Consider the following 16,883-nt stretch of genomic DNA (forward strand, 5'->3'; position numbering starts at 1 on the left):
GATCGTTAAGCCAAAATAAGGCATTAAAAAATCATTATTGCCAGTCTTAATTTTAAAAAAGAAGAAGAGTAGTTGTAAGGCAATGATTAATTTATAAATATGTTGTATGTTAATTATCATGAGAATATATAATCTGCTTTTTTAAGACAGCTAAGGCTAGTAGGTTTTATAAAAATTAAACTTCCAACAGTGTCATTCCATTTTTTTGGAATAATAAATATATACCTGAGAACCGACGATATAGTGTTGGTGAGTATAGACTAAAAGCTTTGACTTGAGGTAATGCTATAACATTTAAAGCAGCGGTACTAATAAAATGATAGAGGACTACTTCTGACTCCGGCTTTTGCGTTAGTAAAGTTAGAATGTAATCTTCAAAAATTAGAGGCGTATTAATGTACGTTAATCCGTCGATAGTGTTTTTCTCTCTAGGGTGGGGAAAGTAATAATCGATTTTATATTGGGTACAAAGAGTAATTATCTGAGAGGGGCTTAAACCTAAATCTATAATTGGCTGGCCTAAAAAAATATTAATGGTTTTTTTTGGCATGGTAAAGTCATTTTTTTTGTTTTCTATCTCGGGGGCTAACAGTAATACATTAATATTATTTGTAATATTTTTTTGGTTACGATAAATCGTATGATGCCGCTGACTTAGTTTTCGAATAACTTGAGTATTAAGTTTGATACCTAAAGTATGTTTTATAATACGGCTAATTAGATTAGGTTGTTGATTCTGGTAGTATGTGCCTTGATAGTTTAAGTTGGCGGTACCATCATCAAAGGTTTCTAAAAAGTGGTAGTTAGCTTGGGACGCAACAAGTTGGGCGAAAGTATTGTCGATGCTGGCAATAAAGCAGCTATTGAACGTCTGTTTGTTGTAAGTGTTGACTAAACATTTGAGTTGGTACAAAGCAAGCACTCGAGGCAATGGTTTAGTGGCAAGAATCGGGAAGAAATGTGCAGTAACACAAAGGGATTTTAATTTTTCAAAATAATAGCGATATTTTTCATTATTAAAATAGGTAATCATAATGGCCACGAAAGTCTCTTGAGGTCTTTGCTCAATAATGCGTACTGCCAGCAGAACCTGTAAAGGGGTCATGCATATAATTAAATTTTTTTTTGTAGTTATGTTTGGTTGGCGCATAGAATACCTATCATTAAGTAAAGCGGTAATTAAAGAGTTATTTAATCAACTTGGCTACTGGTTTATAGTATTTTATATAGCTGAATAGCAGAGCGACCAAGACGATATTGGAGATGGCTAAAGCTAATGGGACCCATTGAATGCCAATGCTAGATAATAGGATCAATATAACAAAATAGCAGCCTGTTGATAAAAGGTTGCAAATTGAGATGACTGTGTTTTTACCATGATAAAATAAATAATTAACTAAAATTAAATAGCTAATATTGATTGATATACCGAGTAGGAACCATATAGTAAACCATTTGGCTTGTGTAAATGAGGACCCTAAAATCCAGGCGTATAAAGATTCTGGTAACAGGTAAGCAATAATACTGGGTATGGGTGTCAGTATAAGGGTTAAAAGGCTATAAGTTAGAATAGTGGCCTTTGTTAAACGAGATTTTTTTAGAGCCTCATAATAATAGGGCACGATAGCTTTATTAATGGCCATTAACAGTACGGACACAATCGATGCCAGTTGAAAACCAGCGGAGTAAATACCAAGTATGGCTGCATCAAAAAACTCATAAATAAACATTTTATCAAATTGACCTTTGATAAAAAAACTTAGGTGATGTAACAATAATGGTGATCCAAAGCCAATGAGATAGGATAGGCCTAATATCAGCTGGCGATAGCTTGGCCAAGCACGGTATGGTTGAAATTTTAAGTAGTAATAGAATGCAATACTGCTTGCGGCCGCCGCACCCAGAAACATGGCTAAAATTCGTAGTGTGGCGCTAGCCTCGATAAAATAAAATAAAATAAGCGTAAATGAGACGGCAAAAATGCTGTGTGTAAACTGTAGTGCTGTGTATATTAAGGGTTTTTTTTGGCATTGCCAAATTGATAACTGTGCGTTTAGTAAGGATTGTGCCGTCGCTGCTAAGCCAATATATAAAATTAACTGGCTTTTAGTAGCCAAGGCAAACAAGGATACGAGACACGCTAAGGTTAGCGTGTATAAAACGCCGCTTTGGACGACAATACTCAGAGACCGTTTACCATAAAAATAATAGTACCTAGTAATGGCACCATCTTGGCTTATGCTTAAGATAATGACGGCAACAGCGATCCATGCTTGTAGATAAGAAAGCATCCCGAACCCTTCTGGACCAAGCTGTCTAGTCAAGTAGGGTAAGAGAAGAAACGGGAGTAGTTTGGATAATACTTCACCGCCAACGTAAATAACACTGTCACGCAATATATTCATGGTTTAGTCAATAATGATGCTGTCCCAAGATGTTGGGGTGTTCGCTAGGATATCTTGTTTGATAGTCTTTCCTATTAATGCTGTTTGATTTTTTGGTGCTAAACCATAACCAGGACGAACGCTTCGGATGCAGGATGCGTCGATTACATCACCAGCTTTCATATTCTTTACAAAGTATAAGGAGCGTCGAAACTGGACATTTCCTTGTTCACTGGATTTTCGACCGTAATTGATTTTTCCCAAAGCCGACCAGGCAGTTTTACTTTGAACACATAATGCTGTCAATTCGCTTGGCTCTAGAGAGAAGCTGTCGTCAGGACCGCCACCATTTCGGTTCAAAGTAAAGTGTTTTTCAATAATACTGGCACCTAGAGCAACGCTGGTAACGGCGGTTGTGTTGTCTAGAGTATGATCAGATAGGCCTGTAACTAGGCCGAAACTATTGATAATGTCAGGAATCGTACGTAAATTATAGTCCTCAGCAGGGGCTGGATAACCGCTGACGCAGTGTAATACTGCCAGTTGAGTACAACCTGCAGACAGTGCCGCATCAATAGCCTCCGAAATTTCCTCACGGTCAGCCATACCAGTAGAGATAATCATTGGTTTTTTCGTTGCAGCAACGTATTGGATTAAGGGTAGGTCAATGGCCTCAAAAGAAGCAATTTTATAAGCCGGTGCATTAAGGCTTTCAAGAAAATCCACGGCACTTGTATCAAACGGGGAACTAAACATGGTAATGCCAAGTTTTCGTGCATGATCAAATAAAATAGGATGCCAGTCCCATGGTGTGTGGGCTTCCTCATATAGTTCATATAGTGTTCGACCATTCCATAGACCGCCCTGGATTTTAAAGTCATCAGTTTGGGCGTTTAGTGTAATGGTGTCGGCAGTATATGTCTGTAGCTTAATAGCATCAGCGCCAGCTTTTTTTGCTTCTTCAATCAACCGTAAGGCAGTGTCAATGTTCCCATTATGATTGGCGGATAGCTCTGCAATTATATATGGAGCATAATTCATGCCGATTGAACGATTAGAAATTTGAATGGAAGGGTGTGTCATAGCAAGCCTTTATTTATAGGAAGAAGCATCCCGAACAAGTAGACATCCAGATATGCCTGATTCTGTAAATGATGTTGATGTAAAATACCTTCTAATTGGAATCCTAGTTTCTCATGGATACGTCTAGAGGCCATGTTATGGGCCAATACTTGACCGCATACTTTGTGTGCGTTTAAAGTCTGGGCGGCATATTTTAAGCCTTGATGGCATAATAATGTGCCGCTGCCGCTAGGGGCATCGGGAGCAGTATAAAATCCCCAATCATAGACATTGGCGCCTATTTTTTTAAAGTTTAAATGGCCTATGGGTTGGTTATTTTGTTCATATATAAGTAAAAAATGATGGCTGGGATTAATGTTATTAAACCAGTCTAGGTGTTTCTCCATAGGAATTGGTTCTGGTTGAAACATCCATTGACGAGTTGCTTCGTGATTGCGCCAACTTAACATTAAGGGCAAATCATCTTTTTGAACGGTTCTAATATTCTCTGAAACAACCATAAATATCCTTATTTAATGTATCAAGGCCATTATTTGACAAATTTGGTTTGCACCAGTACCCATCGTGATTGTACTCGACTTTTGTACCATTTGCTGTAGAGCGATAGGATCTATACTCTGCATGAGACTGGGTAAATCTACGTCGAGTTGATTTAGAGAGTTTAATACGTACGAGATGCCTGCAGCTGAGAGGGCTTGTGCGCTTAATTGTTGGTTGGCTGCAATCACAATCATGATTGTTGGTAAGCCTAAACAACAACGCTCCCATGTAGTACTGCCAGCAGCCCCGATGGCTAAATCATGATCGGCCATAAGTTGTGCCATTTGATTGGTTCCAACAAGAACCTGTGTCGGCCAAGGCATTTTGCAGGCCTGATTTTTTACTTCTTTTTGCCATGGCGATTTAGGACCCAATACAACGGTTATGTTGAAGTTTTTTGGGAAGTTGCATAAAGTTAAGGCGTTTAATAATTTTTCAGAGATGTTATTTTGATCCACGCCGCCTAAGTTTAATAGTAGATTATGGCAGTGGCCTTGTTCACGTCTAGCTAAGCTATAGGGTCTTAATTGAGCAAATTCAGGCCGTAATAATGCATAAGTCGGTCCTGTGAGGATAGTGCATTCAGGTGGAACGAGGTTGTGGTAGTCGTTAGGGTTTCGACCATAGTTCTGATCAAGTAACAAATTAGCCAAATGTTTACGATCTGCTAGGTCATCAATAACTAAAAGTTTTTGATAATAAGGTGCCAGTGTTTGTTCCCAGAGAATATCTAAAGCATAGTGATCAACCACAAGCCAATGAGGTTTTAAACGCTCTAAAATAGAAGCGCAAGCCTTTGCATCTTCTTCTTGTGTACTACCGAGCCAGCTGGCATGAGTTAAAGAAAATTGCTGCTGTAGTCTGGGTGGTGTTTCAATTATCTCCACATGAAAATCTAGGCTTTCAATGTGTTCAACAAGATGTCCTTCGTGTCTTTTGCATAGAAATATACAGGAGTGGCCTTGAGTCTGAAGTAGCTGGGCTAGTGTCAGGCACCGCATGACGTGCCCAGTACCAATCTCCAAAGAGGCATCAGCACGAAAGCAAATCATCATGATAATGCCTGCAGTCGTTGTAATGTGTCAAATAAGTGCTCTGCCATGATCCAATCCTCAGGAGTATCTATGTCTTGCACCCTATGCCGTGGTAAGACAAGTGCACATGATTGGGCAGAGAAAATTGGCAACTTGGCTTGCCAAGCATATGCTGTTCCCCAGTAAAATTGACCAGCGTCGTGATATGCCTCAACTAAATCTTGTGAGCGTGTGTTCATGTGTTCAGGAAACAGCATCTTTACACGTGCATCTGGCATTAAAGTTATGGCCCGCTGTATCGGGAAAGAAAAACTGGCTGCACTAAAAGCATAATTTGCACCACTTTCTTCTAGGCGTAAGAGACCCTGTATTAAATCATTCGACTGAACAAAAGGCGCAGTAGCATATAAGCAGCAAATATGCTTGGCTTGAATGCCATATTCTGTGAGCCATTCTACTGCATGAGCCATCACGTCTGCGGTTGTCGCATAATCATCAGCCAACTCTGCTGGTCGCACGAAAGGAGTCAAAGCACCATATGCTTGAGCAATAGCTGTAATTTCTGGATCATCAGTTGAGACGATGACTTGGTCAAAGCAGCCGCTTTCTAAAGCGGCTTGAATTGACCAAGCAATCATTGGTTTCCCATGGAAAATCTTGATGTTTTTATGGGGAATACGTTTGCTGCCACCCCGGGCAGGAATGATGGCTATGTTCATGGCATGATAATATCGTGTAGCGTTTTAATAATAAAATCTAGGTTCTCATGCGTCAGTGTTGGGTACATCGGGAGGCTAATTGCCGCTTCATAATATGCCAAAGAATTTGGGAAGTCAGTTGGTTTAAAGCCCATTTGAGCATAGTAAGGCTGAGTATGCACAGGAATATAGTGTACATTAACCATGATATTAGCCGAACGCAAAGCATCAAATACCTCTTTGCGCGACAAGGCAATTTCATTTAATTTAAGTTTGATAACGTATAGGTGAAGGCCTGAGTAGCCGTCCTCATGTTGCCATGGCGTAATGACTGGTAGGGGTTTTAGTTTTTCGTCATAATATTTGGCAATGTTATGTCGGGTTGAAATGTACTCATCTAAGCGATCCATTTGGCTAAGGCCAAGTGCTGCTTGCAATTCGGTCATGCGATAGTTGTAACCAATGTCTACTTGTTGGTAATACCAGTCACCGTCAGGTGTGTGCGTCATCAGGCTGTTGTCACGAGTGATGCCATGGCTGCGCGCCAAAGCCATTTTGTCTGCTAGTTTAAGATTATTAGTAACGCACATGCCACCTTCTGCTGAGGTAATGATTTTTACGGGATGGAAACTAAAAACCGTGATGTCACTATATTGGCATTGTCCAATAGGTTGGTTTTTATATTTGCCTCCAATAGCATGGGAGGCATCCTCAATAATCTTAAAACCATACTCTTGTGAAAGTGCATGAATGGCCGCCATATCGCAGGGTTGGCCACAGAGGTGTACAGCTACGATGACTTTAGGTAAGCGATTTTGCTTTTTAGCCAAGACCAGCTTATCTGACAATTTTTTGGGGCAGAGGTTGTAAGTGCTTGGATCAATGTCCACAAAGTCTACTTGTGCACCACAATATAAGCCACAGTTAGCGGATGCAACAAATGTAACTGGTGTGGTCCATAGCCAATCACCCTGCTTTAAACCTAGTGCCATGCAGGCAATATGCAATGCCGATGTAGCACTGTTTACGGCTAGTGCATGTTTAACGTCGCAGTATTTTGCTATGGCTTCTTCAAAAGCGGGGACTTTAGGGCCTTGAGTTAAAAAGTCAGATTTCAAAACGGCCACAACGGCATCAATATCTGCTTGCGTAATTTCTTGGCGACCATAAGGAATCATATTAAATATTTCCAATTTTTTGACGGTTTAAGTTAATCCACTCGGCAAGATCATCTTGACTCATCCATTCGGTATTATTGTCACTTGAATAAACAAAATTCTCTGGCACTTTTTGGCCGTCTTTAATGCGCTCAGGAGACGTTGCCCAGTCGTTGATTACAGGTAAAATTTTGAAGTGCTCTGGATATTCATATGTATAGTGAGAATCCTCTGCGCTAATCATTTGCTCATGAAGTTTTTCGCCTGGGCGAATACCAATGACTTCTTGCTTTGCTGCCGGTGCTACGACATTCGCTAAGTCTGTTACCTTCATCGACGGAATTTTTTTAACATAAATTTCGCCACCAACCATATCTTCAAATGCATGCCATACTAGCTCAACCCCTTGTTCAAGGGAAATCATAAAGCGCGTCATACGTGGGTCTGTAATAGGTAGTGTGCCTTGATCTTTAATCGACATAAAGAAAGGAATGACTGATCCACGAGAACCCATTACATTGCCATAGCGTACTACTGAAAACTCTGTGCCGTGTTCACCAGAGTAGGCGTTACCAGCAACAAATAATTTATCTGAAGCCAACTTTGTTGCTCCATATAGATTAATGGGGCTGCTTGCTTTGTCGGTAGAGAGTGCGACAACACGTTTAACGCCTTTATCGATACAGGCATCAATTAGATTCATCGCACCATTAACATTTGTTTTGACACATTCAAAAGGGTTGTATTCAGCAGTAGGTACAATTTTAGTTGCCGCTGCATGGACAACGTAGTCAACACCATCGAGCGCACGATATAGGCGCTCCTTATCCCGTACATCGCCAATGAAAAAACGAACACGGTTGTCGTTTTGAAATTTCTTCGCCATATCCCACTGTTTCATTTCATCACGCGAAAAAATAATGATTTTTTTGGGGTTGTATTTCGCCAGAGTCATGGGGACAAATGTGTTTCCGAATGAGCCTGTGCCGCCTGTAATAAGTATGGTTTTATTAGTAAACATAATGAATATACCTAATTAAATTAAAATAATGTTTTAAATTGTTTCTAAGTAATTTTTAAATTGATCTTTTACTTCCGGATGTTTTAGAGCAAATTCAACAGTGGCTTTAAGATAGCCTAATTTACTGCCGCAATCGTAGCGAATGCCTTCAAATCGGTTAGCGAGAACAGGTTCGTGCTTCAACAGTTGGGCAATGGCGTCGGTTAATTGAATCTCGCCGCCGGCGCCGCGCTGGGTAGTGGCTAGGAGCTCAAAAATAGTGGGCGTTAAAATGTAGCGGCCCACAACGGCTAAATTTGACGGTGCGACATCGGGGTGTGGTTTTTCAACGATGCTGGTGATTTGATCTTGCGCATCCAGCTCAACAATGCCATAAGAGCCTGTCTCACTCGGGTGCACCGGTTCGACTGCCAAAATACTGGCACCCGTGGCTTCATATTGGGCCACCATTTGTGACAGGGCGCCTTTAGGCGCATCGATTAAATCGTCGGCTAGAATCACGGCAAAAGGCTCATTGCCTACCGCGGGTTTGGCGCAGGCAACGGCGTGGCCAAGGCCCAAGGCCTCTGCTTGGCGGATAAATAAACAGCTGACATTGCTGGGTAGAATATTTTGAACGTGTTCTAATAGTGCCGTTTTGTTTTTATAGGCCAATTCGGTTTCTAACTCGTAGGCCTTGTCGAAATGATCTTCAATGCTGCGTTTATTACGCCCAGTGATGAACACCATTTCGGTACAGCCAGCTTCAACAGCCTCTTCAACAGCATACTGAATCAAAGGCTTGTCGACAATCGGTAGCATCTCTTTGGGGCTGGCCTTGGTGGCGGGCAAAAAGCGTGTGCCCATGCCGGCCACGGGGAAAACGACTTTGGTGATTTTTTTGGTCATTGTTTAGGTTCCTAGTATTTGAAATGGCTTAATTAATAACCATTAGGATTGCTTTTTTGCCAGCGCCAAGCGTCTTGCATCATGGCTAGCAGATCACGGCGGCAATGCCAACCTAATTTTTGTTGGGCGAGGCTGGCGTCGGCATAGCAGCTGGCGATGTCGCCGGTGCGTTGGGGGGCAATTTTATACGGGACGCGTTCGCCGGTAGCGGCTTCAAACGCTTTAACAATGTCCAAGACGGAATAGCCTTGGCCAGTACCCAGATTGTAAATAAAAACACCTTGGTCATGTTTATGAGCTTCGAGCGCCTTAAGGTGGCCGTTGGCCAAGTCGCAGACATGAATGTAGTCGCGCACGCCGGTGCCGTCTGGCGTGGGGTAGTCGTCGCCAAAAATGGCCAATTCATCCAGTTTGCCGACGGCTACCTGGGTGATGTAAGGCAATAGATTATTGGGGATGCCGTTGGGGTTTTCTCCAATGAGGCCGCTTTCATGGGCGCCGACTGGATTAAAGTAACGCAGTAGCGTGATCGACCATTTAGGATCTGCTTTGGCAATGTCGCGCAGCATTTGCTCAACCATGAGTTTAGAAGTGCCGTATGGATTGGTGGTGCCGCCCACTGTGGCCGATTCACTGATGGGCACGCTGGTGGGGTTGCCGTATACGGTGGCTGAAGAGCTGAAGATTAATTGATAAACCCCAGCCTTGGCCATTTCTTCGGCCAACACTAGGCTGCCATTCACGTTGTTGTCGTAATACTTAATCGGCTTTTGGACGCTTTCACCGACTGCTTTTAAGCCAGCAAAATGAATCACGGCGCTGATTTGGTGTTGCTGAAAAATGGTTTGTAACAAGGCGCGATCACGGATGTCACCCTCGTAAAAAGGCACGGTTTTACCTGTGATGGTGGTGATGCGCTCAAACACGGCTTGATCAGCGTTACTGAGGTTGTCTAAGGCGACTAGGTCATGGCCTTGTTGCAATAGCTCGATAATGGTGTGGGAGCCAATATAGCCTGCGCCACCGGTAATTAAAATGCTCATGTCTGTCCTATATCCTGTTAACGGGCGCCAAAGCCTGAAAGCATGGTCTTAATGGTTTTGAAAATAATCAAAATATCTAACCACAAAGAGAAATATTTAATGTAGTAAAAATCGTGCTCGATTTTGACTTGGGTTTCGTCTGCATCCGCTGCGTAGCCGTGCATCACTTGGGCCCAGCCAGAAATACCGGGTTTCACCATGTGGCGATAGGCGTAAAAGGGGATTTCCTGGGTAAATTGATCAACAAAAACTTTTTGCTCTGGCCGTGGGCCGATCAGGCTCATGTCCCCTTTAAGGACGTTGAAAAACTGCGGCAGTTCGTCAATACGGGTTTTACGAATAAATTTACCCACGCGGGTGACGCGAAAGTCGTTGCTGCTGGCAAACTGGGCGCCAGACTTTTCTGAATCCTGACACATGCTGCGAAATTTATAAATCTTAAAAACTTTATTGCCTTGACCCACGCGTTTTTGGATAAACATGATGGGGCCAGGGCTTTCTAATTTAATGATGATGGCCGTGAGCAACATGATGGGCAGAACGATGGGAAAGCTCACTAAGACCATGGCCGTATCCAGTAAACGCTTAAGGAGTTGGTAGGGGATGGACGGCATGACGGCGCCCAATTGGTTTTCGTAGAGGTGTTCGATTTTGACGCGACCCGTTAATGATTCGCGCAGCTGCTTGTGGTTGAAGACGGGAATGCGATTAAGGGCGCAAGTGGCGTAAAAATGCTGCCACTCAGGCGCGGCCTTGGTGTTTAAGTCGGCTGCAATCCCATCAATGTGAATATTGGGCAGGCGCGGGCGCTTGAACTCCACCCAGCGAACGCCTGGGATTTCCTTTAGCGAAGCTGTTTTGCCGTAGCCTGGATAGGCAATGATGGTTTTTTTGATGCGCGTTATTAAGAAATAACTGGCAAAACAATACAGAATCGTTACGGCGAAGCTGTAGGTGATGAAGTAAATCGAATAATAGGTACGGGTGAAGAGTAAGTAGGCAAAGAGGCCAGCATACCAAAACGTCACCGTTGGTATGGTGTAGGCCGTAGCCTGTGAGCCCGGATAGCGGCTAAGCTGGCGCAGCGAGACAAACACTAGGGTAAAAGTGGTGCCAATCAACGTCGCATTATGAGTAAATACATAAGACGTGGTGGGGATGTTGGCCCCCCAAATCAAATAGCTAGGAACCACAGTGGTCAGTAATAGCCCCACACCAAAAATCAGTAGGGTAGTGAGGATGGATTCGGTATGGTGGTAGGTATGGTTATGCACGTTTATTTAGGCTTCAATAATAAAGTTACTGTTTTTATGTACGTGTTCATCAACAATAGGTAATACTGCTTGATAAAACAAACGCATTTTAACAAAATTTCGGGGCTTTAGGCAGTCTAAATCACGGCTACTGCGCTTTAATCTGCCATTAATCTTCGTCATTGAGGAACAATCGTTTAAATGTCTCGTTGCATTTTGTGCTGAGTCATTGGTTCTATTAGGTTTATTGTCTTTAAGATGTTTGGTTGAAAAACTCGTACGTCTGTCATCTATTATTATTAATCAGAAAAATATGATCATGGTCTCGCCGCTGTCATGAAGGGCGCTTTGATTTGAGTCAATGTCCTATAATAAAGTATTCATACTTTAAAAGGTAAAGTTTATTTATAAATAAGCAAGAGTATGGGCATGTGGGGCCATAAAAGAGGTCATTTGTGCATCTATTTGGGTGTACCATAGCAAAAGGGCACTGTGTGCCGTTTTTATTTTCTGATCATTTTTTAAGGTTTTAAGATGGTATTCGATTCCACCCTGTTAATTTTATTGGTTTTGGCTGGCTTAGGCATCATCAGCCAAAACATGACGGTTACTTTGGCAATTTTGGTGCTGTTGGTCATTCGCATCACGCCGTTGGCGACGTTTTTTCCTTGGGTGGAGAAGCATGGCCTCACCATTGGCATTGTGGTCTTAACGATTGGGGTGTTGGCGCCATTGGCAAGCGGTAAAATAACGGCGCAAGAAATCATCGGCTCGTTTTTTCAGTGGCAGTCGATTTTGGCCATCGTGATTGGTGTGATGGTGTCGTGGCTGGGCGGGCGTGGCGTCAGTTTGATGAGCAACCAGCCTTCCACCGTTGCTGGTTTATTGGTAGGGACGGTGCTTGGGGTGGCGCTGTTTCGTGGCGTACCGGTTGGGCCTTTGATCGCGGCGGGTATGCTGTCCCTAATCATTGGTAAGGGCTGATGCATGAGCGCGTTGATGACTATGAAATACTGATGGCTTAAGGCCTTGTGGGCGATGGTTGGATGTGGCGTGTGCTCAGAGATTTATTTAAACAAACAAAACAACCAGATTGGCCCAGTACGATAATTTATGATTGACTAGCCTTTAAATAGGAATTACTATCATTCGTATTGATATTTGATCGGCATCGTGTGTGCTGGTCGCCCACAGACAGCCAATAGGAAAAAGCAGCATGAACACCACAGAACGCCTACGCGAGCAAACGCGCACCAATCATGACAGCGTCGATAATTTAGTGATGTCGGTTAAGCCTTTTGATAAAAAAGAAAACTACGCTAAATTTTTACAGGCTCAGGCCGTATTCCATAAGATTCTGGAGCCGGTGTATCGCGATGCCCAGCTGAATCAGCACATCCCAGAATTGTTGGCCTTAGCTCGCTATGAAGCGGTTTTGGTAGACCTAAACGCTTTAGAGAGCGAAGAAGTGACCATGGCTGAAGCTTTGCCTGCCCCTACGTTCCCTCGCGCTTTGGGCTGGTTGTACTGTGCAGAGGGATCTAATTTGGGTGCGGCTATTTTGTTTAAAGAAGCCAAGAAAATCAGCATTGATGAACACAATGGTGCCAGCCACCTTGTGGGTCATGCCGATGGCCGTGCGCCACACTGGCGCCAATTTTGTGCTCAGCTCAACGCTTTGCCTTTGAGTGAAGCTGAAGCCGCCGAAGCTGTAGAGGGCGCCAAAGAAGCATTTGCTTATTACAAGCAAGTGATTCGTACTGTATTTGAGGCTGATGCCGCCACGGCATGATGAGCCTGTAATGGGCGGCGTAGCCTGTCACTGAAATCGCTGCCACAAGGCCCAGTCATCCTGTATGCTGGGCCTTGTACGTGGACGTTAGGTCAAACTATGTTGAAAAATGAATTAAGTCCGAAATTAAACCATATCTCGCCAACCCTGCGTTGGCTATTGCTAAGCGCCGGTGCTGTGTCGCTGTTTTTGGGTATTTTAGGCATCTTTTTGCCGATATTGCCAACGACGCCGTTCATTCTGTTGACGGCAGCGTGCTGGTCACGCAGTTCACCGCGGTTTCATGCTTGGCTGCACCGTCATAAGACGTTTGGCCCTATGGTGAAAAACTGGGAGCATCATCGTGCGGTGCCGAAAAAGGCTAAATGGTTGGCTTGGAGCATGATGACGATTTCTTGTCTCATTGTGTGGTGGCGGTTTCCTGAATGGCCTTGGTTGGCAGGCAGCGTCTCGGCGGTTTGCTTGGCGGTGGGCGTGTGGATGGGGCGGTTGCCTAATGCTTGAGCGATAAAGGCCATAGGTGATTTAGCAAAATGAACCTATTTACAATAAAACCATTTAAGTGCAGGGCAGGCTTAGATGGTTTTTGTGATTGTGGGCCCGTCTAGCGGATTTATTGGGCTTTTTTGTAACAAAATGTATCAGAAAGTAACTTTGTCGCATGTTGTGACAAAATAGTGGGTTTTTGATATCGCTTTGTTACATGGTTATGGTGTAATGCTGTCAGCAAGTGATTAAGTTGAAGCCTGGGGAGTTAGACCATTGCTTTGGTTGTTTTTAAATGGGTGGGTTCATTAAGTATGGGCCCACTTTTTGAGTGTCATCAGCTTGGATTAACGAACGCATGAAAAAAATCAAAATAAAATGGGTGGTGGCCATCCTTATCGTGGCGGCGCTGGCCTATGGCGTCTACGCCCTGTTCTTGAAGTCAGAAAATCAGGTGAACTACCTTACTGAGACCGCCCGTATCGGTAACATCAGCCGCACCGTAAACGCCACGGGGGAAGTGGCGCCCGCTCAATTAGTGAGCGTGGGCGCACAGGCCTCTGGTCAGGTGCAGAAGCTGCATGTGGTGCTGGGCCAGGAGATCAAGAAGGGGGATTTGATTGCTGAAATTGATTCCACGACTCAGCGCAATAATTTGGCCAATGACAAAGCTAAATTAGAAACCTATCAGGCGCAGCTGGTGTCGGCACAGATTGCCCTAGATGCAGCCACGATTCAGCAACAGCGCGAGGTCAAGCTGATGGCCAATGATGCCACCAGTCGTGAAAGCCTAGAAAACGCCAACACCACGCTTGCCAGTGCTAAGGCTCGGGTGGCTGAAGTACGCTCGTTAATCAAGCAGATGCAAATTGCGGTGAATACGTCGGAAACCAATTTGGGCTATACCCGTATCGTGGCGCCGTTTGACGGCACCGTTGTGGCCGTGATTGTGGAAGAAGGCCAAACGGTCAACGCCAATCAAACCACGCCCAACATCGTACAGTTGGCCGACTTAAGCAAAATGGAAATCAAGCTGCAAATTGCCGAAGGCGACGTGACCAAGGTTAAGCCAGGCATGAAAGTGAGCTACACCATTTTGTCTGAACCCGACGAAGTGTTCCACACTGATCTTGCGTCGATTGACCCAGGCTACACCACCTTGAGTGACGGCAAATACAGCGACAGCAGTACTTCAGATGCTGCCGTTTACTATTATGGCAAACTATTGGTGCCGAACGAAGACCGTAAGCTCAGCATTGGCATGACCACTCAAAACGTCATTGAAGTGGCCAGCGAGCAAAAAGTATTGATCGTGCCATCGATTGTGATCCGCAAACAGCGCGGCAAGTCTATGGTCAGCGTTTTAGGTGCAGACAACCAAGTCACTGAACGTGAAGTGAAAACCGGCTTGTCAGACAATATGAATACGCAGATCATCAGTGGCTTAAAAGAGGGTGACAAAGTGGTGGCGTCACAAATGGCGGCCGGTGAAAAAGGCGCCAACAGCATGACGCCTCGTGGTAGTGGCGGTGGCCGCGGCATGAGAATTTAATATGAACATTATTGAAATCAAAGGCCTGAATAAGTATTTCGGTGAGGGTGACAACCGAGTACACATATTAAAAGACATTGATTTAAGCATTCAAAAAGGCGACTTCGTGGCCATCATAGGCCAGTCTGGCTCGGGCAAGTCGACCTTAATGAATACGCTTGGGTGTCTAGACACGCCAACGTCGGGCTCATACAAGATTGATGGCCAAGAAACCCTCAATCGCGATCCGAATGAGCTGGCGGCGCTACGCAGTAAAAAGTTTGGCTTTATTTTTCAACGCTACAACTTATTGAGCAGCCTTAGCGCCCTCGACAATGTGGCGTTGCCGGCGGTGTATTCTGGTGCGCTGCTGCATGAGCGCACCGAACGGGCCAAGCAGCTGCTGACGGATCTGGGCTTGGGCGACAAGTTGGGCAATAAGCCCAATGAGTTGTCGGGCGGCCAGCAACAGCGGGTCAGCATCGCGCGGGCATTGATGAATGGCGGGGAGGTGATCCTAGCCGACGAGCCAACCGGTGCTTTGGACTCGCACAGTGGCGACATGGTTTTGGATATTTTGACCGACCTACACCAGCAAGGCCACAGCATTATTCTGGTGACGCACGATCCACGCATTGCCAATTACGCCAACCGTGTCATTGAGATTAAAGACGGCGTGATCATTGCCGATGAGCGTAAGAAGAACGAACAATACACCAATACCAAGCAAAGCACGGTGGGGTCGCGTAATAGCCTGCTGTTCTATAAAGACCAGTTTTTAGAGTCTTTTAAAATGTCGATTCAGGCCATTGTGGCCCATAAGCTGCGCTCCTTATTGACGATGCTGGGCATCATCATCGGCATTGCCTCCGTGGTGTCGGTGGTGGCTTTGGGCCGAGGCTCGCAAGAGCAAATCATGCAGAACATCAATTCTCTTGGCACCAATACCATCAATATTTATCCTGGCCGTGGTTTTGGCGATCGGCACTCCGGTCGAGTGAAAACATTGACGGTGGCCGACTCTAACGTCTTGGCGCAGCAAAGCTACTTGGATAGCTCAACGCCCACGACGTCGGCGAACGGTACCGTTGTGTATCAAAATATTTCTGCCACTGCACAGCTCAGCGGCGTAGGGGCGCAGTATTTTGACGTGCGGGGCTTGAAAATCGAGCAAGGCCGTATGCTGAATCTTGACGACATACGCCAAAATGCTTCGGTGGTGGTGATTGATAGCCTGACGCAAGAAAAGCTGTTTCCCGATGGGGTCAACCCTTTGGGTAAGGTCATTATTTTTGATAAAAAACCGCTGGAAATTGTAGGCGTGACCGCTAAGCAAGATGCTTTTTCTGGCGGCAGCAGCAATTTAAGCTTATTAGCGCCGTATTCGACGGTGATGAATAAAATCACCGGCCAAAAAAACATCAGCGGCATCATTGTGAAAGTGAATGATCAGGTTAGCTCGCAGGTGGCGGAGAAAAACTTGACCCAGCTCTTAACCATCATGCATGGCGGTCAAGAAGACTTCTTTACCATGAACACCGATAGCATCAAGCAAACGATTGAAAGCACTTCAGAAACCATGACCTTATTGATTTCCAGCATCGCCTTGATCTCTTTGGTGGTCGGGGGCATCGGGGTGATGAACATCATGCTGGTGTCGGTGACTGAGCGCACCAAAGAAATTGGCGTGCGCATGGCCATTGGGGCACGGCAGTACAATATTCTGCAGCAATTTTTGATCGAGGCGATTTTGATCTGCCTGATTGGTGGCGCGGTAGGGGTGTTGCTGTCGTATGTGATTGCCTGGTTGTTCAATACGTTTTCAGCCAATTTCCCGATGTCATTCTCTGGCTGGTCTATTGTGTTGGCCTTATTTTGCTCGACCTTAATTGGGGTGTTGTTTGGCTTTATGCCTGCGCGTAACGCTTCGAAGTTGAACCCGATTGACGCCTTGTCGCGTGATTAACCTATAG

General features: G+C 44.6%; 16 protein-coding genes. 5 read left to right on the forward strand and 11 right to left on the reverse strand.

Translation table 11 applies throughout. The features are described 5' to 3' along the window. Positions 1 to 175: 175 nt before the first annotated feature. The 11 genes from AB8Q18_06340 to AB8Q18_06390 are packed head-to-tail and all read right to left on the reverse strand — an operon-like array spanning position 176 to position 11,122. The gene (locus AB8Q18_06340) at positions 176 to 1,150 is read right to left on the reverse strand and encodes a glycosyltransferase family 52 (GenBank protein ID XDZ52676.1); all 975 of its coding nucleotides are present in this window, start codon (positions 1,148 to 1,150) and stop codon (positions 176 to 178) included. Between the two features lie 37 nt (positions 1,151 to 1,187). Then, complete coding sequence (locus tag AB8Q18_06345) at positions 1,188 to 2,405, reverse strand: oligosaccharide flippase family protein (protein XDZ52677.1); 1,218 nt, start codon at positions 2,403 to 2,405, stop codon at positions 1,188 to 1,190. Positions 2,406 to 2,408: 3 nt separating this feature from the next. After that, positions 2,409 to 3,467 (reverse strand): pseudaminic acid synthase, encoded by a 1,059-nt coding sequence (gene pseI / locus AB8Q18_06350; GenBank protein XDZ52678.1) that lies wholly within the window; start codon positions 3,465 to 3,467, stop codon positions 2,409 to 2,411. Continuing rightward, on the reverse strand, positions 3,464 to 3,967 hold the full coding sequence (pseH, locus tag AB8Q18_06355; protein XDZ52679.1) for a UDP-4-amino-4,6-dideoxy-N-acetyl-beta-L-altrosamine N-acetyltransferase: 504 nt from the start codon (positions 3,965 to 3,967) through the stop codon (positions 3,464 to 3,466). The genes pseI and pseH overlap by 4 nt, the downstream gene beginning before the upstream one ends. Before the next feature lie 12 nt (positions 3,968 to 3,979). Further along, positions 3,980 to 5,062, reverse strand: coding sequence for a UDP-2,4-diacetamido-2,4,6-trideoxy-beta-L-altropyranose hydrolase (pseG, locus tag AB8Q18_06360; GenBank protein ID XDZ52680.1), 1,083 nt, complete (start codon positions 5,060 to 5,062; stop codon positions 3,980 to 3,982). Beyond that, positions 5,059 to 5,760, reverse strand: a complete 702-nt coding sequence (gene pseF, locus AB8Q18_06365; protein ID XDZ52681.1) for a pseudaminic acid cytidylyltransferase — start codon at positions 5,758 to 5,760, stop codon at positions 5,059 to 5,061. Before pseF ends, pseG begins: the two co-directional genes overlap by 4 nt. Continuing rightward, entirely contained in the window at positions 5,757 to 6,917 is a 1,161-nt protein-coding gene (pseC, locus tag AB8Q18_06370) for a UDP-4-amino-4,6-dideoxy-N-acetyl-beta-L-altrosamine transaminase (protein ID XDZ52682.1), read from the reverse strand. Before pseC ends, pseF begins: the two co-directional genes overlap by 4 nt. A 1-nt stretch (position 6,918) precedes the next feature. Further along, positions 6,919 to 7,917 (reverse strand): UDP-N-acetylglucosamine 4,6-dehydratase (inverting), encoded by a 999-nt coding sequence (gene pseB / locus AB8Q18_06375; GenBank protein ID XDZ52683.1) that lies wholly within the window; start codon positions 7,915 to 7,917, stop codon positions 6,919 to 6,921. Positions 7,918 to 7,950: 33 nt separating this feature from the next. After that, positions 7,951 to 8,805 carry a UTP--glucose-1-phosphate uridylyltransferase GalU gene (gene galU / locus AB8Q18_06380; GenBank protein XDZ52684.1) on the reverse strand — a complete coding sequence of 285 codons (855 nt, stop codon included), beginning with the start codon at positions 8,803 to 8,805 and terminating at the stop codon, positions 7,951 to 7,953. A gap of 32 nt (positions 8,806 to 8,837) precedes the next feature. Then, positions 8,838 to 9,848: a UDP-glucose 4-epimerase GalE gene (gene galE / locus AB8Q18_06385; protein XDZ52685.1), complete on the reverse strand. Its 1,011-nt coding sequence runs from the start codon at positions 9,846 to 9,848 to the stop codon at positions 8,838 to 8,840. A gap of 17 nt (positions 9,849 to 9,865) precedes the next feature. Further along, positions 9,866 to 11,122, reverse strand: coding sequence for a sugar transferase (locus AB8Q18_06390; GenBank protein XDZ52686.1), 1,257 nt, complete (start codon positions 11,120 to 11,122; stop codon positions 9,866 to 9,868). Between the two features lie 513 nt (positions 11,123 to 11,635). On the opposite strand from AB8Q18_06390, the gene AB8Q18_06395 reads away from it, so the two are divergent. The 5 genes from AB8Q18_06395 (at position 11,636) to AB8Q18_06415 (ending at position 16,876) form a co-directional block, all read left to right on the forward strand. Next, complete coding sequence (locus AB8Q18_06395) at positions 11,636 to 12,085, forward strand: DUF441 domain-containing protein (protein XDZ52687.1); 450 nt, start codon at positions 11,636 to 11,638, stop codon at positions 12,083 to 12,085. A 232-nt stretch (positions 12,086 to 12,317) separates the two neighbouring features. Continuing rightward, positions 12,318 to 12,893, forward strand: coding sequence for a biliverdin-producing heme oxygenase (locus AB8Q18_06400; GenBank protein ID XDZ52688.1), 576 nt, complete (start codon positions 12,318 to 12,320; stop codon positions 12,891 to 12,893). A 99-nt stretch (positions 12,894 to 12,992) separates the two neighbouring features. Continuing rightward, positions 12,993 to 13,397: a YbaN family protein gene (locus tag AB8Q18_06405; GenBank protein ID XDZ52689.1), complete on the forward strand. Its 405-nt coding sequence runs from the start codon at positions 12,993 to 12,995 to the stop codon at positions 13,395 to 13,397. Positions 13,398 to 13,737: 340 nt separating this feature from the next. Continuing rightward, entirely contained in the window at positions 13,738 to 14,931 is a 1,194-nt protein-coding gene (locus AB8Q18_06410; GenBank protein ID XDZ52690.1) for an efflux RND transporter periplasmic adaptor subunit, read from the forward strand. Position 14,932: 1 nt separating this feature from the next. Then, complete coding sequence (locus AB8Q18_06415) at positions 14,933 to 16,876, forward strand: MacB family efflux pump subunit (GenBank protein ID XDZ52691.1); 1,944 nt, start codon at positions 14,933 to 14,935, stop codon at positions 16,874 to 16,876. Positions 16,877 to 16,883 lie beyond the last annotated feature (7 nt).

The organism is Neisseriaceae bacterium CLB008 (genome assembly GCA_041228285.1).
In the GTDB taxonomy this organism is placed as follows: Bacteria; Pseudomonadota; Gammaproteobacteria; order Burkholderiales; family Neisseriaceae; genus JAGNPU01.

Bases quoted from the DNA above. Each gene is read 5' to 3' on its own strand.
- pseB (XDZ52683.1), bottom strand. From the start codon at position 7,917: ATGTTTACTAATAAAACCATACTTATTACAGGCGGCACAGGCTCATTC.
- galE (XDZ52685.1), bottom strand. From the start codon at position 9,848: ATGAGCATTTTAATTACCGGTGGCGCAGGCTATATTGGCTCCCACACC.
- AB8Q18_06340 (XDZ52676.1), bottom strand. From the start codon at position 1,150: ATGCGCCAACCAAACATAACTACAAAAAAAAATTTAATTATATGCATG.
- AB8Q18_06395 (XDZ52687.1), top strand. From the start codon at position 11,636: ATGGTATTCGATTCCACCCTGTTAATTTTATTGGTTTTGGCTGGCTTA.
- AB8Q18_06405 (XDZ52689.1), top strand. From the start codon at position 12,993: ATGTTGAAAAATGAATTAAGTCCGAAATTAAACCATATCTCGCCAACC.
- pseC (XDZ52682.1), bottom strand. From the start codon at position 6,917: ATGATTCCTTATGGTCGCCAAGAAATTACGCAAGCAGATATTGATGCC.
- pseH (XDZ52679.1), bottom strand. From the start codon at position 3,967: ATGGTTGTTTCAGAGAATATTAGAACCGTTCAAAAAGATGATTTGCCC.
- pseF (XDZ52681.1), bottom strand. From the start codon at position 5,760: ATGAACATAGCCATCATTCCTGCCCGGGGTGGCAGCAAACGTATTCCC.
- AB8Q18_06345 (XDZ52677.1), bottom strand. From the start codon at position 2,405: ATGAATATATTGCGTGACAGTGTTATTTACGTTGGCGGTGAAGTATTA.
- AB8Q18_06415 (XDZ52691.1), top strand. From the start codon at position 14,933: ATGAACATTATTGAAATCAAAGGCCTGAATAAGTATTTCGGTGAGGGT.
- AB8Q18_06400 (XDZ52688.1), top strand. From the start codon at position 12,318: ATGAACACCACAGAACGCCTACGCGAGCAAACGCGCACCAATCATGAC.
- pseG (XDZ52680.1), bottom strand. From the start codon at position 5,062: ATGATGATTTGCTTTCGTGCTGATGCCTCTTTGGAGATTGGTACTGGG.
- galU (XDZ52684.1), bottom strand. From the start codon at position 8,805: ATGACCAAAAAAATCACCAAAGTCGTTTTCCCCGTGGCCGGCATGGGC.
- pseI (XDZ52678.1), bottom strand. From the start codon at position 3,467: ATGACACACCCTTCCATTCAAATTTCTAATCGTTCAATCGGCATGAAT.
- AB8Q18_06410 (XDZ52690.1), top strand. From the start codon at position 13,738: ATGAAAAAAATCAAAATAAAATGGGTGGTGGCCATCCTTATCGTGGCG.